Raw genomic sequence first — 16,246 nt, 5'->3', positions numbered from 1 at the left:
GGCCTGCGCGGCGCGGGGCGCGCGCCGGGGGGAACCGCCCGTGGCCCGTCGCGGCGCGGGGCGCTCGACGGCCTCCTCCACGCTCTCCCGCACCTCCGCTCTCGGCTCCATCTCGGCCAACATCATCCTCCTGCGCTGGGGTCGGCGGCCGGCCCGTCCCGGCCGACCTAACCTGCTGCGGGCGTGCTCTACCAGGGAATGAGCGCGCCTGCGTGACAGTTCGATGACGGCTTCCGCCGTCCGCTCGTCTCAATCCTCGTCGCCCTCGCCCTCGCCCACCCCCATGCGCTCCAGCACGGCCAGCGCCAGCGGCTTGGTGATGCGGCGCCCGCGCCCGAGGGCGTCGCGGTCGAGCTCGGACACCACCTCGCGGGCGCGCCCGAGCGAGCGGTCGATGCGCAGCGCCAGCGCGTCGATCACCGCGAGATCCACCACGAGCTGCCGGTCCACGAACAGCTTCACGATGACCGCCCGCAGGAGCGCGTCGTCGGGGCTGAGGATCTCCGCGCCCGGCGCGAGGCGCAGCCGCGAGCGCAGGTCGGCGGTGCGCAGCCCCAGGGCGTCGACCGGCCGCGCGCTCGTCAGGAGCACGGGGGCCTTCCGCTCGCGGGCGCGGTTGAGCAGGTGGAACAGGGCGGCCTCGTCGCGCCCCTCGGCCCGGTCGATGTCCTCAATCACGAGGGCGCCGTTCGAGACGAGATGGGTGACGCTCTCCCCCGTCACCCCGGAGACCGGGACCGTCCAGGCATGGGCCCGGCCCGCCCAGATCGAGGCGAGGTGGCTCTTGCCGCTGCCCGGGGGGCCGGTCAGGACGAGGACCGTGTCCGGCCAGTCCGGCCAGGCCTCGATCAGGGCGTAGGCCGCCTCGTTGGCAGGTCCGACGAGGAAGTCCTCGCGGCCGTAGCGGGGGTCCAGCGGCAGGTCGAAGGCGAGCTGCTTCGGCGGAGCGGTGTCGCGCATGAGGCGGATCATACCATCGCGTTCAGGCATCGACACGTCGATGCGCGGGCCTCCGGCGCCGTCCGGTCTCGGGACGGGATCACAGATCGCGCGGGGAGACCGCGATCAGGACCGGCTCGCCGTCGTGATAGAGCCGGCTCTGCAGGTATTGCCGCAGGCCGAAGCGCACCAGCACGCCGATCGAGGCGGCCACCGGCACCGCGAGCAGCAGCCCGAGGAAGCCGAAGAGCGAGCCGAAGGCCAGGAGCGCGAACATCAGCCAGACCGGGTGCAGACCGACCGAATCGCCCACGAGCTTGGGCGAGATGATGTTCCCTTCGAGGAACTGGCCGGTGAGGAAGATGCCGAGCGTCAGGCCGATATGCAGCCAGTCCGAGCCCGGCCAGTACTGGACCAGGGCGACGCCCATGGCGAGCAGAAAGCCGGTGAGCGTGCCGACATAGGGGATGAAGGTGAGGAAGCCGGCGATCAGCCCGATCAGCACGCCGAAATTCAGCCCGACCAGCCACAGGCCGACCGCGTAGAAGCTGCCGAGGATCAGGCAGACCAGGGTCTGCCCGCGCACGAAGCCGATGATCGCCCGGTCGATCTGCCGCGCCAGCTCGCGCACGGTCAGTTGGTGGCGCGGCGGCACCCAGCCGTCGAGGGCCGCGATCATGCGGTCCCAGTCCACCAGGATGTAGAAGGCGACGACCGGCGTCACCACGAGGAGCGAGGCGATCGAGATCAGCACCTGGCTGCCGGTCCAGAGCGACTTGAGGAAGGCGAGGAGCCAAGCGACGCCCTGGGTCGCCAGGGAGCCGACCGAGGATTGCAGCTCGCTGAGCGCGTCGGCGCCGCCGAGGCGCTGCAGCAACGGGCCTGCGCGCTCGGCCAGGATGCCCTGCAGGCGCGAGACCATCTGCGGCAGGCTGGAGATCAGCGCCGCCACCTGGTTCGCCACCAGCGGCACGAGGAGCAGCAGGCTCACCACCAGCACGACCACGAACAGAGCCAGGATGACGAGGCTCGCGGCGAGACGTCCGAGGCCGAGCCGCTCCAGCCGGTCGGCCAGGGGATCGAGCAGATAGGCGAGCGCGATGCCGGCCACGAAGGGCAGCATCACGTCGCGCAGCAGGTAGACGAGGAGGCCGAGCCCGACGAGGGCGCCGAACCCGATCACCGCCCGTGCGCGCATCGCCCCTCCCGTCACGCTCAAGTCCCGGCCGAGAGTGGTGACCCCCGGCGTCCCGATCAACCCTCTCCCGACTCGCGCGACGCGCCGCAAGGGGGTAGAGCACGCGAAGATGGAACGATGCGGCTCGGAGACGGCGCGGGCATGACGGGCAAGGACGGGCTGACCTACGCGCAGGCGGGCGTGGACATCGATGCGGGCAACGCCCTCGTCGAGACGATCAAGCCGCTGGTGCGCGCCACGCGCCGGCCGGGAGCGGATGCGGAGATCGGCGGCTTCGGCGGCCTGTTCGACCTGAAGGCGGCCGGATTCAAGGACCCGATCCTGGTGGCGGCCAATGACGGCGTCGGCACCAAGGTGAAGATCGCCATCGAGACGAACCGGCACGCCACGATCGGCATCGACCTCGTGGCGATGTGCGTGAACGACCTCGTGGTGCAGGGCGCCGAGCCGCTGTTCTTCCTCGACTACTACGCGACGGCCAAGCTGGTGCCGGGTGTGGGCGCCGACATCGTGCGCGGCATCGCGGACGGGTGCCGCCAGGCGGGCTGCGCCCTGATCGGCGGCGAGACCGCCGAGATGCCGGGCCTCTATGACGGCTCGGACTACGACCTCGCGGGCTTCGCGGTGGGCGCGGCCGAGCGCGGCACCCTGCTGCCGAAGCCGGGCATCGCGGCCGGCGACCTCGTGCTCGGCCTGCCCTCCTCGGGCGTCCACTCGAACGGTTTCTCGCTGGTGCGCCGCATCGTGGCCCGCACCGGCCTGGCCTGGGACGCGCCGGCGCCCTTCGCGCCCGGCCTCGCCCTCGGCGAGGCGCTGCTGGAGCCGACCCGGATCTACGTGAAGCCCCTGCTCGCAGCGCTGAAGGCCACCGACGGCATCAAGGCGCTGGCCCACATCACCGGCGGCGGCTTTCCCGACAACCTGCCTCGCGTACTGCCGGACGATGTCGGCATCGCGGTCGACCTCGACGCGGTCAAGGTGCCGCCGGTCTTCGGCTGGCTCGCCCGCGAGGGCGGCGTCGCGGAAGCGGAGATGCTGCGCACCTTCAACTGCGGCATCGGCATGGTCGTGGTGGTGGACGCCGCCCAGGCGGAGGCGGTGAGCGCGGCGCTGGTCCAGGCCGGCGAGGCGCCGATCCGGCTCGGGCGCATCACCGCGCGCGGCCCTGAGCCCGTCACCTTCGACGGCCGCCTCGCGCTGTGAGCGGGCCGGCCAAGACCCGCGTCGCGATCCTGATCTCGGGGCGCGGCTCGAACATGGTCTCGCTGATCGAGGCCGCCCGCGCGCCGGATTTCCCGGCCGAGATCGTGCTGGTGCTCTCGAACCGGCCGGAGGCCGCAGGGCTCGCCCGGGCGGCCGAGGCCGGGATCGCGACGCAGGCGATCGACCACCGGGCCTATCCGGATCGCGACGGCTTCGACGCGGCCCTCGACGCGGAGCTGCGCGCCGCGAAGGTCGATCTCGTCTGCCTCGCCGGTTTCATGCGGATCTTCACGCCGGGCTTCGTCGAGGGCTGGGCGGGGCGGATGCTCAATATCCACCCCTCGCTGCTGCCGCTGTTCAAGGGCACGCACACCCATGCGCGGGCGCTCGAGGCCGGGGTGCGGCTGCACGGCTGCACGGTGCATTACGTGGTGCCGGAACTCGATGCCGGGCCGATCGTGGCGCAGGCGGCGGTGCCGGTGCGGGCGGGCGACGATCCGGACAGCCTCGCCGACCGCGTGATCGTGCAGGAGCACCGGCTCTACCCGGCGGCGCTCGCCCTGGTGGCGGGTGGCAAGGTGCGCCTCGAAGGCGACCGCGTGATCTTCGACGCGGAGGCCGCGCAGGCCGACGGCGCGTTGCTCAGCCTGTAACGGGGATACCGAAGGGCCGTGGGGCCCTTCGGCGCAGGTTCGGGGCGCGCAGCCCCGATCTTGGTCTTCGTGTGCGGTCCTCAGACCGGCCGCTGCAGCTTGCAGGAATCGAGGGCCGAGAGCGCCTTGGCGCGGGCCGAATCGTTGAAATAGCCGGTGGCCCGGTAGGCCTCGATCTCGGCCTCGTCGAGGGTGCGCAGGGTCTGGCGGGCGTAGCAGCCGCAGGGGCGCTCCAGGGAGGCCTCGCTGGCATTGGTCATGCGCGCCTGGACGACGGTGCAGGCGTGGCGGACGCGGGATTCGAGGTTGGCCTTGGGCGCGGTGCGCAAGGCCGGATCGGGCTGGTATTGCTCGAAGGGGGCGGAGGAGCCGCCGGCCAGCGCCGCGGTGGCGCCGAGGGCCAGGAGGCCGGCTGCGAGCGTGAGGGACAGGCGGCGGGTCATGAAAGCGACGTCCGGGAGCTGGAAAACGAAACCGTGCCCTTGGACGCCCCGAGTGCCCGCCCCGTCAATGGCGGCTTGGCCACACCGGCGGCCATTCCGGCCGGCCGGCGCAGTACGTAGGTAGAATGGCCGCCGGTGTGCCCCGGCGGCCAGATCCCGGCGGGGCTCAGCCGACGATGTCGGCGTCCTGGAAGAACTGCGCGATCTCGATCTTGGCGTTCTCGGCGCTGTCCGAGCCGTGCACCGTGTTCTCGCCGACCGACTCGGCGAAGAGCTTGCGGATGGTGCCCTCGGCGGCCTGGGCCGGGTTGGTGGCGCCCATCACCTCACGGTACTTGGCGACGGCGTTCTCGCCTTCCAGCACCTGCACGACGACGGGGCCCGAGGTCATGAACTCCACGAGCTCGCCGAAGAAGGGGCGCTCCTTGTGGATCTCGTAGAACTTTTCCGCCTGCTGGCGGCTCATCTGGATGCGGCGCTGGCCGACGATGCGCAGGCCCGCCTTCTCGATCACCGCGTTGACCGCGCCGGTCAGGTTCCGCCGCGTGGCATCGGGCTTGAGGATGGAGAAGGTGCGCTCGGTGGCCATGCGTCCGGATTCCGTCTGCGTGAAGTGTGTTCGGCGGTCTTCCGCCTCGCGGAAGCCGTTGCGGCGCCGGGCTTATAGCGGGCGCTCCCTGTGCCCTCAACCCGGCTCGGATCCTGGGCGGCCATGGCTTCGCTGCAACAGTGCCGAAAAAACGCCCGATTGCGACCGCGTACTCCCTTGCAGCCGACCTCCCCGTGTCCAGCGCCCCGGCGCCAGCCCAGGAGACATCCGCATGCGGACCATTCTCGCCACCACCCTCCTCCTCGCCGGCGTCGCCGGCGCCCGGGCCGAGGCCCCCAAGGATCCCTCCGGGACCTGGCTGACCGGCGACGGGCGCGCCAAGATCCGCATCGATCGCTGCGGCCCCGGCCAGAGCCTCGTCTGCGGCAAAGTGGTCTGGCTGAAGGTGCCGAACTCCGATGCCGGCACGCCGCGGACCGACATCAAGAACCCCGACCCGAAGAAGCGCGCGCGGCCGGTGCTCGGCCTGCCGCTCATCGAGGGGCTGAAGCCCGACGAGGAGAAGTTCTCGGGCGAGATCTACAACATCGAGGAAGGCAAGGTGTACCAGGTCAGCGTCGAGCGCGAGAGCGCCTCGGAGCTGTCGGTCTCGGGCTGCCTGCTCAAGGTGCTCTGCGGCTCGCAGACCTGGACCCGGGTTCCGGACGTGAACCAGCAGGCCGCTGCGACCCCGGGCGCGCCGCGCGCCAAGACGGCGGACTGAGCGCCGTCCGCCGCGTGGGAGACCGCTCCGGCAAGCCGGCGGACGTCAGGACCCGGATGACCGGTCTCGGTGCCGGATGCCTCAGGTCACCACATGGTTCGGCGTCACGGTGGTCTCCACCGAGATGCCGCGGCTCGGCCGCTCCAGCTGGGCCTGCGTGAAGCCGAGGACCAGGATCTCGAAGGCGAGCAGCAGCATCAGCTTGTGCCGGCGCCGCATCGGGCGCCGTCCGGCGGTCGTCTCTCGGGCGGCCACGCGCGTTCCCCTGAAGAAGGTTAAGCATCCGTTAACGCTGTTATGCCGGAACCGCTCCGTCCAGAGCTAGGCTTTACTTGGCATTATGGTTAACGGCAGGGCCGGCTGTCGCGTGCGGGAGAATGCGGATGGGGACGGGGCTGTGGTCCGAGGTCTTCGCGGAGCTTCACCGGGGTCGCGTCTCCACCGATGACGAGATCGCGCAGGCGGAGCGGGCGCTCGGCTTTCCCCTGCCCGATTCCTATCGCGGCTTCTGCCGGGCCTGCGGGGCAGGCCTTGCGGGCGGCGCGATCCGGATCGCCACGCCCCTGCCCTTCCCGGCCGCCGACCTCGCCACCCGCGCCGAGGTGATCGCCCACAGCATCCAGGCGGCGCTCGCCCTGCTCGAGGCACCACCCACCTTCTCCGTGGAGGGCGACGACCCGACCGTGCTGGAGCGGGCCTGCTTCTTCGGCGAGGCCGAGGACGGCAGCTTCCTGTTCTGGGACGTCACCGGCACGGGCGAGTACGACATCTGGGTCCTCGCCCCCGACCTCGAGACGGTGCGCTTCGGGGCCGAGAGCCTCGACGCCTTCTTCCTCCGGGTGCAGGGCGAGGGCGTCCGCGCCGTGCTGGGCGAGGCGGCCGAGCCGCTGCCCGCGCTCTTCGAGGGGATCGAGGAGGCGGTGCTGGCGCGCGGGGCCGAACCGATCTAACCGCAGGGCCATGGATATCCAGGACATGCGCGCCTTCGCCGAGGCTGCCACCGGCGGTGCGCGGCTCATCGGCGTCGATCTCGGCACCAAGACGATCGGGCTCGCCCTATCGGACGTGCAGCGCCGGATCGCGAGCCCATTGGAGACGATCCGGCGGGTGAAGTTCACGCCGGATGCCGAGCGCCTGCGCGACCTCTGCCGGCAGCATCAGGTCGGCGGGCTCGTTTTCGGCCTGCCCCTCAACATGGATGGCAGCGCCGGGCCCCGTGTGCAATCGACCCGCGCCTTCGTGCGCAACCTGAAGCCGATCCTCGACCTGCCGGTCCTGTTCCAGGACGAGCGGCTCTCCACCGCGGTCGTCACCCGGGCACTGATCGAGGCCGACACCTCGCGGGCCAAGCGCGCCCAGCTCGTGGACAAGCTCGCCGCCGCCTACATCCTGCAGGGCGCGCTCGACCGGATGCAGGATCTGTCGGGAGACGTGCTCACCGACTGACCGGGTTTCTGCGATCGTTCCTGGCTCCCGGGCGTTCCCCATCACATGCGGGCGGGAGGCGCGATCCCGCCGCCGGCGCCTCGGAGAACCGCCTTGATCCGCACCCGTCCATCCCTGCTGCTTGCGGCGATCCTCGCCGCCGCCGCCCTCCCCGCCCGCGCGGAGCCCGCGAGGGTCGCGGTTCTGGATTTCCAGTTCGCGCGCGGCGCGCCGCTGCCGCCGACCGAGGCGGACAAGGCGCGGTTGCAGCGCACCGCCGACACCTTCCGCGATCTCCTGAAGGAATCGGGCCGCTACAGCCTGGTCCCGACCGATCCGGTCCGGAAGGAGGTTGCCGAGACGGCGGACCTGCGCGCCTGCGGCGGCTGCGCGGAGCGGTTCGGGCAGAAGCTCGGGGCCGACGGCGTCTTCGTCGGCGAGATCCAGAAGGTCTCGAACCTGATCCTCAACATGAACGTCTACTTCAAGCCGCTCACGGAGGGCGCGCCGGAGAAGGCCTACAGCGTCGACCTGCGCGGCGACACGGACGAATCCTTCGACCGCGGCATCCGCTATCTGGTGAAGAACCAGCTTCTCGTCCGCTAGAGCATGTTCTTTCGCGGAACCGGCGGCCACGTCCGCGGAACGTGCTCTAGCGGACCAGCGAGACCGTCCCGCTGCCGTGGCGCTCGATGCGCCCGTCGAGTTCCAGCTCCAGCAGGATGGTCTGCACCACGCGCACGGCGAGACCGGTGGCGCGGGCGAGGGTGTCGACGGCCACCGGCGCCGGGCTGAGCGCCCCGATCACCCGGGCGCGGGGATCCTCGGGCTCGGGCAGGTCCAGCGCGTCGAGGGATGGGGCCGGCACGGGGATCACGATCCCGTCGAGGTCGATCTCGTCCCAGAAGATCGGCCGGTCCTCGAGTCGGGGGGCGTCGCGCGCGGCCGGCCGCTCGCCGGAGATCAGCGGCGCGAGCACGGCGAGCACGTGGTCGACCTCAGCCACCAGGGTGGCGCCCTGGCGGATGAGGTCGTTGGTGCCCTCCGCGCGCGGATCGAGGGGCGAGCCCGGCACCGCGAAGACCTCGCGGCCCTGCTCCAGGGCGAAACGGGCCGTGATGAGCGAGCCCGAGCGGCGGGCCGCCTCGACCACCACCGTGCCGTAGGCGAGGCCGGAGATGATGCGGTTGCGCCGGGGGAAGTCGCGCCCGCGCGGCTCCCAGCCCATCGGCATCTCGGCGACGACGGCGCCGCCGCCCTCCAGGATGGAGGCGACGAGGCCGGCATGGTTGGCGGGGTAGATCCGGTCGTGCCCGCCCGCGAGCACGCCGATCGTGCCGGTGGCGAGCGCCGCCTTGTGGGCGCGCGCATCGATGCCGCGGGCAAGCCCCGAGACCACGCAGAGCCCCGCCTCGCCGAGTTCGCGGGCCAGCCGCTCGGTGAAGGCGCCCCCCGCCGCCGAGGCGTTGCGCGAGCCGACGAGGGCGACGGCCGGCCGGTTGAGCACGGCGTCCGCGCCGCGCACCGCGATGAGCGGGGGCGCGGAATCCGCAGCCTGGAGCAGGCGCGGATAGGCGGCCTCGCCGCTCGCCACGAAGCGGGCGCCGAGCGCCTCCGCCCGCGCGATCTCGTCGGCGGCCTCGGCGCGGCTCGGCGGCGTCACCGGCTTCCCCTGCCGCCGCGTCAGGTCGGGCAGCGCATCGAGAGCCGCCGCGGCGCCGCCGAAGCGGTTGATGAGGGTGCGGAAGGTGCGCGGTCCGACGCCCTCGGTCCGGATCAGCCGGAGCCAGTCGATGCGCTGGGCGTCGGTGAGCTGCATGAGGGATTCCCGCGGTCCATGGGAACCCTATCACATCGCTCGGCCAATAGTCCGTCCGGGTGTCGAGAGGGATCATCCCGCTCGCGGGTCCGGGGCAGAGCCCTGGAAAGCCTCGGGGCTTCGCCCCGAGACCCCACCAAAGGGGTGACCTCTTCGGGATCCCGGATCAGCCCTTCTGGCCGATGCGGCCTTCGGTGCCGTCGAGGAGGCGGCGGATGTTCGGCGCGTGTTTCCACCAGAGCAGCAGCCCGAGAATCAGGAACAGCAGCGCCGCATCCGGGCGCCCCATCGCCCAGAGCACGGCGGGGGTCACTGCGGAGGCGGCGAGCGCCGCGAGCGAGGAGTAGCGCAGCGCGAAGGCGAGGCCGAGCCAGATTGCGGCGAAGGCGAGCACCGCCAGCGGCGCGAGGCCGAGCAGCACGCCGATGAAGGTCGCGACCCCCTTGCCGCCCTTGAAGCCGAGCCAGACCGGGAAGAGATGGCCGAGGAAGGCGCCGAGCCCGGCCGCCAGCATGGCGGCCTCGCCGACCTGGGCGGCGATCAGCACCGCCGCCGTGCCCTTCAGGGCGTCGCCCACGAGCGTCGCGGCGGCGAGCCCCTTGCGGCCGGTGCGCAAGACGTTGGTCGCGCCGATATTGCCGGAGCCGATCGCGCGCACGTCGCCCAGCCCGGCGAGCTTGGTGAGGATCAGCCCGAAGGGAATCGAGCCGAGCAGGTAGCCGAGCGCCAGGCAGGCGGCGACGGCCGGGGTCGCGAGGTCGGCGGCTGCGATCACGCGGCCACCGCGATCTCGGGGGCCCGATGCACGATCCGGCCGCCGACCAGCGTCAGCACCGCCGCGCCCTGGAGCCGGGCCTCGTCGAAGGGCGAGTTCTTCGAGCGCGACTTCAGCGCCCGCTTGTCGAGGACGTAGGGCAGGTCGGGGTCGATCAGCACGAGGTCGGCGGGCGCGCCCGCGGCGAGCCGCCCGGCCTCGCGCCGCAGGATCCCGGCCGGGCCGGCGGTGAGCGCCGCGATCAGGCGGGGCAGGCCGATATCGCCGGTATGGACGAGCCGGAGCGCCGCCCCGAGCAGGGTCTCGATGCCGAGCGCCCCGTCCGCGGCTTCCGCGAAGGGCAGGCGCTTGGTCTCGACGTCCTGCGGGTTGTGGTCGGACACGATCACGTCGATCACCCCCTCGCGGAGCGCCGACACCACGGCCTGACGGTCGGCCTCGGCGCGCAGCGGCGGCGAGAGGCGGCAGAAGGTGCGGTAATGGCCGATATCGCCCTCGTTGAGCACGAGGTTGTTCACCGAGACGCCGCAGGTGACGGGCAGCCCGTCGGCCTTGGCCCTGCGCACGATCTCGACGCTGTCCGCACAGGAGATCATCGCCGCGTGGTAGCGCGCGCCGGTGAGGCGCACGAGGCGGATGTCGCGCTCCAGCATCACCGTCTCGGCCTCGCGCGGGATGCCGATCAGCCCGAGGCGCGAGGCGAGCTCGCCCTCGTTCATCACCCCCTCGCCGACGAGGTCCGGCTCCTCGACATGCTGCATGATCAGCGCGCCGAAATCGCGCGCATAGGTCAGGGCGCGGCGCATCACCTGCGCGTTGGTGACGGCCTTGAGCCCGTCCGTGAAGGCGACGGCGCCCGATTCCTGCAGGAGGCCGAACTCGGTCATCTCGCGGCCCGCGAGGCCCTTGGTGACGGCGGCGGCCGGCAGGACGTTGACGCAGGCCGTGTCGCGGGCCCGCCGCAGCACGAAGTCGACGATGGCCGGCCCGTCGATCACCGGGTTGGTGTCGGGCATGCAGACCAGCGTGGTGACGCCGCCGGACGCCGCCGCGGCGCTGGCCGAGGCCAGGGTCTCGCGGTGCTCCGCGCCTGGCTCGCCCACGAAGGCGCGCATGTCGATGAGGCCGGGCGCGAGGACGAGGCCGCCGCAATCGACGGTCTCGGCGCCGTCCGGCGTCCCGGGGGCGGAGCCCTGCGCGATGTCGGCGATGCGCCCGTCGCGGACGAGCACGGCGCCCGGGGCTTCCCGGCCGGCGGCCGGATCGATCAGGCGGGCTTGGGTGAGGAGAAGCGGTCGCGGCGACATCGGCATCACTCGTTGGGCAGATGGCTCGCGAGGGCTTCCAGAACTGCCATGCGCACGGCGACGCCCATCTCGACCTGCTCGCGGATCAGCGACTGCGCGCCGTCGGCGATGTCCGAGGCGATCTCGACGCCGCGGTTCATCGGGCCCGGATGCATCACCAGGGCGTCGGGCTTGGCCAGCGCCAGCTTGTCGCCGTCGAGGCCGTAATAGCGGAAATACTCCTTCACGGAGGGCACGAAGGAGCCGTTCATGCGCTCGCGCTGCAGGCGCAGCATCATGACGATGTCGCAGTCCCTCAAGCCCTCGCGCATGTTCGTGAAGACCTCGACGCCGAAGCGTTCGATGCCGGCCGGCAGCAGCGTCGAGGGGCCGATTACCCGCACCCGCGCGCCCAGCGCCTGGAGGCTGATGATGTTCGAGCGCGCCACCCGCGAGTGCAGGACGTCGCCGCAGATCGCGACCTGAAGCCCCTCGATGCGGCCCTTGTTGCGGCGGATGGTCAGCGCGTCGAGGAGGGCCTGGGTCGGGTGCTCGTGGGCGCCGTCGCCCGCATTCACCACCGAGCAGTCGACCTTGCGGGCGAGGAGATGCACGGCCCCCGCCGACTGGTGGCGCACCACGATGATGTCGGGCCGCATGGCGTTCAGCGTCGCCGCGGTGTCGATCAGGGTCTCGCCCTTCTTCACCGAGGAGGAGGCCACCGACATGTTCATCACGTCGGCGCCGAGCCGCTTGCCGGCGAGCTCGAAGGAGGATTGCGTCCGGGTCGAGGGCTCGAAGAACAGGTTGATCTGCGTGCGCCCGCGCAGGGTCACGCGCTTCTTCTCGATCTGGCGGGAGATGTCGACGGCCGCGTCGGCGCGGTCGAGCAGCCCCTCGATCTCGGGTCGCGTCAGCCCCTCGATGCCGAGGAGGTGGCGGTGGGGGAAGCTCGGGGGCGCGCCGTGAGTCATGTCGAGGGCCGGTGATAGGTCGCAGCCGGCATGCGGGCAAGGGGCGCGAGCGGCGCAGCACGAGCGCTCTTCAGCCGAAGGGGATGCCGGTTCGGCGGAAGAGAGCGCGTTGAATCAACGACTGAGACTGAGAGCCGATGACGGCTCAAGCGGGCGCAGGGGACCGCGCCGCTGCGATTCCGAGCGGATTGGCACCGGATGGTCGGTGCCGGCGGCTGGGAGGAGCGCCGCTCCCCGTGATATGCCGGAAGCGGCCGCGCCGGTCCCGCCGCGTGGCCGGATCCCCACCAGGATGCGTCCATGACCGACGAGACCCTGCGCGACGCGCCGCCCGCGGTGAGCCCGGCGCGCGTCCGGCCGGCCTGAGCGGCGATGTTCTTCTCCGCCTCGAAGGTGATCTTCTTCCTGATCACCCCCTCCAACCTGTTCATCCTCGCCGCCCTCCTCGGCGGCCTCCTCCTCGCGACGCGCCGGCGGCGCCTGGCCGCCGGTCTGGTGCTGTTCGGCGCGGTCGGCCTGCTGCTCGGCGGCCTCTCGCCCCTGCCCGTCCTGGTGATGGCGCCCCTGGAGGAGCGCTTCCCGCAATGGCGCGAGGGCGACGCGCCGCCCACGGGCATCATCCTGCTCGGCGGCGGCGTCGAGACCGGCCTGTCGGCGGCGCGGGAGCAGTTCGTCGGCAACAACGCCGACGAGCGCCAGACCTACATGGCCGATCTCGCCCGGCGCTTCCCCGCAGCGCGGCTGGTCTTCACGGGCGGGAACGCCTCGCTGAGCGGCAGCGGGATCTCGGAGGCCGACGTGATCAGCCGCCACGCCGACACCCTCGGCCTGCCGCGCTCACGGCTGATCCTGGAGAACCGCTCGCGCAACACGCAGGAGAACGCGGCCTTCACCGCCGCCCTGGTGCAGCCCAAGCCCGGCGAGCGCTGGCTCCTCGTCACCTCCGCCTGGCACATGCCGCGGACGGTGGGCTGCTTCCGGCAGGCCGGCTTCACGGTCGAGGCCTATCCGGTGGATTACCGCACGGCGGGCTGGACCGCCCTGCGCTTCGGCGGCTTCGCCTCCGAGGGGCTGCTGGTCCTCGACCTCGCGGTCAAGGAATGGATCGGCCTCGTCGCCTACCGGCTCGCCGGCTACACGCCCGATTGGCTGCCCGGGCCCGAGGCCGGAGGGCCGAGCCGGTAGATCCCGCGGAAATCGTCCGGGTCGACCGGCCGGCCCTTGCGCAGGATCGCGATCCGCCCCGCCTTGGCGAGGCGCACCGCCACGCGCCGGACCGGCTGCATCAGAGGACCCCAGCCGTCCGGGTGCGGCCCGCCGAGGGCGCGGGCCACCTCGGACGGGCAGACGGTCTTGCCTGCGCCCCGCTCCGCCACGAGGTCGAGGAGCGTCGTCTCGATCAGCGCATCGTCGGCCATCACGCTCTCCTCATACCAAATCCGGTGATCCCTTCGGGATGGCGGATTTGGGCTTCGCTCAGACGCCGCGCGGGCTCGGTGATACGGAGCCCGTTCTGATCAAGCGGAGTCCGGATCACTCGGCATCCTCCAGGCTGGGATCGTCGGCGAGCAGCGCCGTGCGCACCTCGGAGGCGAACTGGCGCCGCCACATCACGAGCACCACCGCCGCGGTCGTCGCCATCAGCAGGTAGGGGCTCACGAACCAGCCGAGATAGGCGAGCGCGAACAGGAAGGCGCGCTGGCCGCGGGCGAACTGGCTGCCGGCGGCGGTGTTCATGGCCGCGGCCCGGCGCGCCGCGCGCAGCATCTCGGCCTCGCTCGCGCCCGAGCCCTTCGGCGGCACCGCGCCGATCAGGATGGCGCCGTAGTTGAACAGCCGGTAGGCCCAGGCGAACTTGAAGAAGGCGTAGACGAAGACGATCGCGAGGCCCGCGACCTTGATCTCCCAGGTGAGCCGCGTGGCCAGCCCCCCGAGGGGCAGCGTCCCGAACAGGCTCAGCACGTCGTCGCCCGAGCGCGACAGGGTGAGCGCGCCGCCCAGCGCGATCAGCGAGGTCGAGGCGAAGAAGGCGGTGCCGTTCTGCAGCGAGGCGTTGATCGTCGTGTCGACCACGCGGTTCTCGCGCACCAGCATCTGCCGCGCCCAGGCCTCGCGCTGCCGGTTCATGAGCTGGGACAGGGAGACCATCCGCCCGCGCAGGCGGCCGACCGACAGGGCGTAGCCGGTCCAGGCGGCCACGAAGAACAGGAGTGCGCCGAGGTCGAGCGGCGAGAAGGCGGCGGCGCTGGCGGGAAGGTTGGGCATGGAATCGGGGCGGGCGGGGATCGGCGCGGGCATATCAGGCAGGCTGCCCGACCGGAAGCGCACCGACCGCCTGCCCCAGCCGCGTCCCGGGCCTCGCCGCCGGTCAGCCGAGGATCCGGAAGCCGTCCCCGGGCGGCGCCTCGGCCGGCCGCACCGCGACGTCGGCCACGCGCGCCGCCGCCGGCCCCTCGCGGCAGGCCTCGACCATGGCGTCCACGGCCGCCTCGGGGCCGGAGAACAGGGCCTCGACCGCCCCGTCGGCGCGGTTGCGGACATGGCCCGAGAGCCCGCGCCGCCGGGCCTCGCCCTCGGTCCAGGCGCGGTAGGCCACGCCCTGCACGCGACCGGTGATCACGACGGAGACGGTCTTCGTGGTGCTCAACGGCCCCCCTCCTACCCGCTACTTGCCCGCGGGCGTGAAGGCCCCGTCCTTCCAGACGTAGAGCACGTAGCCCTGGGCGGTGACGTCGCCCTTGGAGTCGAAGCCGACCGTGCCGAGGACGAGGTCGAAGCGCTCGGCATGCAGGGTGGCCGCGAGGCGGCGCGGATCGTCGGTATGGGCGAAGTTGCCCGCCGCCACGAGGGCCTGGAGCGCGGCGTAGCCGTAGATGGTCGAGCCGGTCGGATCGACCCCCTCCGCCTTGAAGGCCTTGACCACGTTGGCCGCGGCCGGCTGCCGGCTCGGGTCGAGATAGAAGGTCATCAGGACGCCGTTGCTCGCCGATCCCGCGATCCTGGCGAAGTCGGGCGTGGCGATGGCCGAGGTGCCGAACCATTGCGGCTTGAAGCCCCGCTCGGCCGAGATCCGCACGAGGCGCCCCATCTCGGCGGCGTCGCCCCCGTAATAGACCACCTCGATGCCGGCGGCCTTCAGGCGGTCGGCGAGGGCCGCGTCGTCCGCGTCGCTCGGCTGGAAGGCGACCGAGAGGGCCTCGTTGATGCCGATCCGGTTGAGATTGTCCTTGGTGGCGGCGGCGAGGTTGCGGGCGGCCGGCGTCAAATCCTGGATCAGCGCGATCTTGCGGTCGCGGAAGCGCTCGGCGAGCACGGCGGCCGAGAGCCGGGCCTGGTCGTCGTCGCGGCCGCAGACCCGGAACACGGTGGGAAAGCCCCGGTCGGTCAGCCGGGAGGCGACCGAGGCCGCGGTGATCATCAGGACGCCGTTCTGGGCGTAGACCTCCGAGGCCGCGATCGAGGCGTTGGAGCAGACATGGCCGACCACGAGGCGCACATTCGCGCGCACGTAATGGTTGGCCACCGCCACGGCGGTGTTGGAATCGCAGGCGTCGTCCTGCACGTCGAGGACGATGGTCTGGCCGTCGAGGCCGCCCTTGGCGTTGGCGTCGCGGGCCGCCGCCTCGATGCCGCGCAGCACCTGCTCGCCCCCCGCCACGTAGGCGCCCGAGCGCGGCACCGCCACGCCGATCACCACGTCGGCCCGGGCCGGTGCGGGGGCGCCGAGCAGCGCGAGGCCGAGGGCCGCGCCCAGGCTCGTCCGGCGGAGCGTCTCGGCGAGGAGGGCGGCGCGTCCGGTCTTCATCGCGGCCCTTCTAGAGCCGTGGCCGATCGGCTTGCAATCGGGCAAGAGTCCGGAGGGCGGCGCTGGCGCGGGCCTCATGCCGTCGTGGAGCCGCCCCGGGATGTCCCGATGGTCGCCATGCATCCCGCGCAGCCAACCCAACGCGACGCCCCCAAAGCCGAGAAGGACCCCGGGACGCTCCGCGGCGTCGCCGTTCTCCGGGCGCCCCCACGGCCGCCAGATGCAGGTAACCCCGGAGACTGCGCCGAAAGCAAGGCCGGAATGATGCCCGCTCGGGCGCTGGGGCCCGCGATCCCCGCTTTCTCAGCGTGTCGCGGAATAGACGGAGGCAGCGCCAGCGATGGGGCTTGCGACGGTTGAGAAGACGCTGAGGACCTTCTGGAGCTCGGTGAAGGGGGCGTTGGAGACGTAGA

General features: G+C 72.1%; 20 protein-coding genes. 7 read left to right on the top strand and 13 right to left on the bottom strand.

Going from position 1 to position 16,246, the window contains the following annotated elements:
* Nucleotides 1–249: 249 nt before the first annotated feature.
* Together MET9862_RS24480 and MET9862_RS24475 are read right to left on the bottom strand one after the other, a co-directional pair.
* On the bottom strand, nucleotides 250–960 hold the full coding sequence (locus MET9862_RS24480; protein ID WP_142585582.1) for a P-loop NTPase family protein: 711 nt from the start codon (nucleotides 958–960) through the stop codon (nucleotides 250–252).
* A 79-nt stretch (nucleotides 961–1,039) separates the two neighbouring features.
* Nucleotides 1,040–2,137 (bottom strand): AI-2E family transporter, encoded by a 1,098-nt coding sequence (locus MET9862_RS24475; protein WP_142585580.1) that lies wholly within the window; start codon nucleotides 2,135–2,137, stop codon nucleotides 1,040–1,042.
* Nucleotides 2,138–2,278: 141 nt separating this feature from the next.
* Between MET9862_RS24475 and purM the strand changes: the two genes are divergently transcribed.
* Together purM and purN are read left to right on the top strand one after the other, a co-directional pair.
* Nucleotides 2,279–3,340, top strand: a complete 1,062-nt coding sequence (purM, locus tag MET9862_RS24470; RefSeq protein ID WP_142585590.1) for a phosphoribosylformylglycinamidine cyclo-ligase — start codon at nucleotides 2,279–2,281, stop codon at nucleotides 3,338–3,340.
* Complete coding sequence (gene purN / locus MET9862_RS24465) at nucleotides 3,337–3,993, top strand: phosphoribosylglycinamide formyltransferase (RefSeq protein WP_142585578.1); 657 nt, start codon at nucleotides 3,337–3,339, stop codon at nucleotides 3,991–3,993. Before purM ends, purN begins: the two co-directional genes overlap by 4 nt.
* A gap of 80 nt (nucleotides 3,994–4,073) precedes the next feature.
* On the opposite strand, the gene MET9862_RS24460 is transcribed toward purN, so the two are convergent.
* A complete protein-coding gene (locus tag MET9862_RS24460) occupies nucleotides 4,074–4,436 on the bottom strand; it encodes a hypothetical protein (RefSeq protein ID WP_142585576.1) in 363 nt (120 codons plus the stop codon).
* A 166-nt stretch (nucleotides 4,437–4,602) separates the two neighbouring features.
* Complete coding sequence (ndk, locus tag MET9862_RS24455) at nucleotides 4,603–5,025, bottom strand: nucleoside-diphosphate kinase (protein WP_142585574.1); 423 nt, start codon at nucleotides 5,023–5,025, stop codon at nucleotides 4,603–4,605.
* 232 nt (nucleotides 5,026–5,257) lie between these two features.
* Between ndk and MET9862_RS24450 the strand changes: the two genes are divergently transcribed.
* The gene (locus MET9862_RS24450; protein ID WP_142585572.1) at nucleotides 5,258–5,749 is read left to right on the top strand and encodes a DUF2147 domain-containing protein; all 492 of its coding nucleotides are present in this window, start codon (nucleotides 5,258–5,260) and stop codon (nucleotides 5,747–5,749) included.
* Nucleotides 5,750–5,830: 81 nt separating this feature from the next.
* Here the strand turns inward: MET9862_RS24450 and MET9862_RS29620 are convergent, their stop codons facing one another.
* A complete protein-coding gene (locus tag MET9862_RS29620; RefSeq protein WP_185156990.1) occupies nucleotides 5,831–5,968 on the bottom strand; it encodes a hypothetical protein in 138 nt (45 codons plus the stop codon).
* Between the two features lie 176 nt (nucleotides 5,969–6,144).
* On the opposite strand from MET9862_RS29620, the gene MET9862_RS24445 reads away from it, so the two are divergent.
* The 3 genes from MET9862_RS24445 to MET9862_RS24435 all read left to right on the top strand — a co-directional run bounded on the left by MET9862_RS24445 (nucleotide 6,145) and on the right by MET9862_RS24435 (nucleotide 7,780).
* A complete protein-coding gene (locus MET9862_RS24445) occupies nucleotides 6,145–6,699 on the top strand; it encodes an SMI1/KNR4 family protein (RefSeq protein ID WP_142585587.1) in 555 nt (184 codons plus the stop codon).
* 25 nt (nucleotides 6,700–6,724) lie between these two features.
* Nucleotides 6,725–7,195, top strand: coding sequence for a Holliday junction resolvase RuvX (gene ruvX, locus MET9862_RS24440; protein ID WP_438616653.1), 471 nt, complete (start codon nucleotides 6,725–6,727; stop codon nucleotides 7,193–7,195).
* Nucleotides 7,196–7,288: 93 nt separating this feature from the next.
* Nucleotides 7,289–7,780 carry a DUF3280 domain-containing protein gene (locus MET9862_RS24435; RefSeq protein WP_244612883.1) on the top strand — a complete coding sequence of 164 codons (492 nt, stop codon included), beginning with the start codon at nucleotides 7,289–7,291 and terminating at the stop codon, nucleotides 7,778–7,780.
* Nucleotides 7,781–7,826: 46 nt separating this feature from the next.
* Here the strand turns inward: MET9862_RS24435 and dprA are convergent, their stop codons facing one another.
* The 4 genes from dprA to MET9862_RS24415 form a co-directional block, all read right to left on the bottom strand.
* Nucleotides 7,827–8,993 (bottom strand): DNA-processing protein DprA, encoded by a 1,167-nt coding sequence (dprA, locus tag MET9862_RS24430; protein ID WP_142585564.1) that lies wholly within the window; start codon nucleotides 8,991–8,993, stop codon nucleotides 7,827–7,829.
* Between the two features lie 166 nt (nucleotides 8,994–9,159).
* Nucleotides 9,160–9,765, bottom strand: a complete 606-nt coding sequence (gene plsY, locus MET9862_RS24425; protein ID WP_142585585.1) for a glycerol-3-phosphate 1-O-acyltransferase PlsY — start codon at nucleotides 9,763–9,765, stop codon at nucleotides 9,160–9,162.
* A complete protein-coding gene (locus MET9862_RS24420; protein ID WP_438616652.1) occupies nucleotides 9,765–11,075 on the bottom strand; it encodes a dihydroorotase in 1,311 nt (436 codons plus the stop codon). The genes plsY and MET9862_RS24420 overlap by 1 nt, the downstream gene beginning before the upstream one ends.
* 5 nt (nucleotides 11,076–11,080) lie before the next feature.
* Nucleotides 11,081–12,028 (bottom strand): aspartate carbamoyltransferase catalytic subunit, encoded by a 948-nt coding sequence (locus MET9862_RS24415; protein WP_142585561.1) that lies wholly within the window; start codon nucleotides 12,026–12,028, stop codon nucleotides 11,081–11,083.
* A gap of 372 nt (nucleotides 12,029–12,400) precedes the next feature.
* Between MET9862_RS24415 and MET9862_RS24410 the strand changes: the two genes are divergently transcribed.
* Nucleotides 12,401–13,213: a YdcF family protein gene (locus tag MET9862_RS24410; protein WP_142585559.1), complete on the top strand. Its 813-nt coding sequence runs from the start codon at nucleotides 12,401–12,403 to the stop codon at nucleotides 13,211–13,213.
* On the opposite strand, the gene MET9862_RS24405 is transcribed toward MET9862_RS24410, so the two are convergent.
* From MET9862_RS24405 to MET9862_RS24390, 4 genes are all read right to left on the bottom strand, one after another.
* Nucleotides 13,162–13,446, bottom strand: a complete 285-nt coding sequence (locus tag MET9862_RS24405) for a DUF3253 domain-containing protein (protein WP_142585557.1) — start codon at nucleotides 13,444–13,446, stop codon at nucleotides 13,162–13,164. The genes MET9862_RS24410 and MET9862_RS24405 overlap by 52 nt on opposite strands.
* A 115-nt stretch (nucleotides 13,447–13,561) precedes the next feature.
* Nucleotides 13,562–14,293, bottom strand: a complete 732-nt coding sequence (locus tag MET9862_RS24400) for a DUF599 domain-containing protein (protein WP_142585555.1) — start codon at nucleotides 14,291–14,293, stop codon at nucleotides 13,562–13,564.
* 103 nt (nucleotides 14,294–14,396) lie between these two features.
* Nucleotides 14,397–14,675 carry an acylphosphatase gene (locus tag MET9862_RS24395; protein WP_142585553.1) on the bottom strand — a complete coding sequence of 93 codons (279 nt, stop codon included), beginning with the start codon at nucleotides 14,673–14,675 and terminating at the stop codon, nucleotides 14,397–14,399.
* An 18-nt stretch (nucleotides 14,676–14,693) separates the two neighbouring features.
* Nucleotides 14,694–15,833 (bottom strand): branched-chain amino acid ABC transporter substrate-binding protein, encoded by a 1,140-nt coding sequence (locus MET9862_RS24390; RefSeq protein ID WP_142585551.1) that lies wholly within the window; start codon nucleotides 15,831–15,833, stop codon nucleotides 14,694–14,696.
* Between the last annotated feature and the right edge of the window lie 413 nt (nucleotides 15,834–16,246).

Origin of the sequence: Methylobacterium symbioticum (assembly GCF_902141845.1) — a bacterium.
GTDB classification, from domain to species: Bacteria; Pseudomonadota; Alphaproteobacteria; order Rhizobiales; family Beijerinckiaceae; genus Methylobacterium; species Methylobacterium symbioticum.
This window is presented reverse-complemented; position numbering and strand designations above follow the sequence as displayed.

Excerpts from the sequence above, each read along its gene's own strand:
- MET9862_RS24480 (WP_142585582.1), bottom strand. The coding sequence starts at position 960 with ATGCGCGACACCGCTCCGCCGAAGCAGCTCGCCTTCGACCTGCCGCTG.
- ruvX (WP_438616653.1), top strand. The coding sequence starts at position 6,725 with ATGCGCGCCTTCGCCGAGGCTGCCACCGGCGGTGCGCGGCTCATCGGC.
- MET9862_RS24420 (WP_438616652.1), bottom strand. The coding sequence starts at position 11,075 with ATGTCGCCGCGACCGCTTCTCCTCACCCAAGCCCGCCTGATCGATCCG.
- ndk (WP_142585574.1), bottom strand. The coding sequence starts at position 5,025 with ATGGCCACCGAGCGCACCTTCTCCATCCTCAAGCCCGATGCCACGCGG.
- MET9862_RS24415 (WP_142585561.1), bottom strand. The coding sequence starts at position 12,028 with ATGACTCACGGCGCGCCCCCGAGCTTCCCCCACCGCCACCTCCTCGGC.
- MET9862_RS24460 (WP_142585576.1), bottom strand. The coding sequence starts at position 4,436 with ATGACCCGCCGCCTGTCCCTCACGCTCGCAGCCGGCCTCCTGGCCCTC.
- dprA (WP_142585564.1), bottom strand. The coding sequence starts at position 8,993 with ATGCAGCTCACCGACGCCCAGCGCATCGACTGGCTCCGGCTGATCCGG.
- MET9862_RS24410 (WP_142585559.1), top strand. The coding sequence starts at position 12,401 with ATGTTCTTCTCCGCCTCGAAGGTGATCTTCTTCCTGATCACCCCCTCC.
- MET9862_RS24450 (WP_142585572.1), top strand. The coding sequence starts at position 5,258 with ATGCGGACCATTCTCGCCACCACCCTCCTCCTCGCCGGCGTCGCCGGC.
- purM (WP_142585590.1), top strand. The coding sequence starts at position 2,279 with ATGACGGGCAAGGACGGGCTGACCTACGCGCAGGCGGGCGTGGACATC.
- MET9862_RS29620 (WP_185156990.1), bottom strand. The coding sequence starts at position 5,968 with ATGCGGCGCCGGCACAAGCTGATGCTGCTGCTCGCCTTCGAGATCCTG.
- MET9862_RS24400 (WP_142585555.1), bottom strand. The coding sequence starts at position 14,293 with ATGCCCAACCTTCCCGCCAGCGCCGCCGCCTTCTCGCCGCTCGACCTC.
- MET9862_RS24475 (WP_142585580.1), bottom strand. The coding sequence starts at position 2,137 with ATGCGCGCACGGGCGGTGATCGGGTTCGGCGCCCTCGTCGGGCTCGGC.
- MET9862_RS24390 (WP_142585551.1), bottom strand. The coding sequence starts at position 15,833 with ATGAAGACCGGACGCGCCGCCCTCCTCGCCGAGACGCTCCGCCGGACG.
- MET9862_RS24405 (WP_142585557.1), bottom strand. The coding sequence starts at position 13,446 with ATGGCCGACGATGCGCTGATCGAGACGACGCTCCTCGACCTCGTGGCG.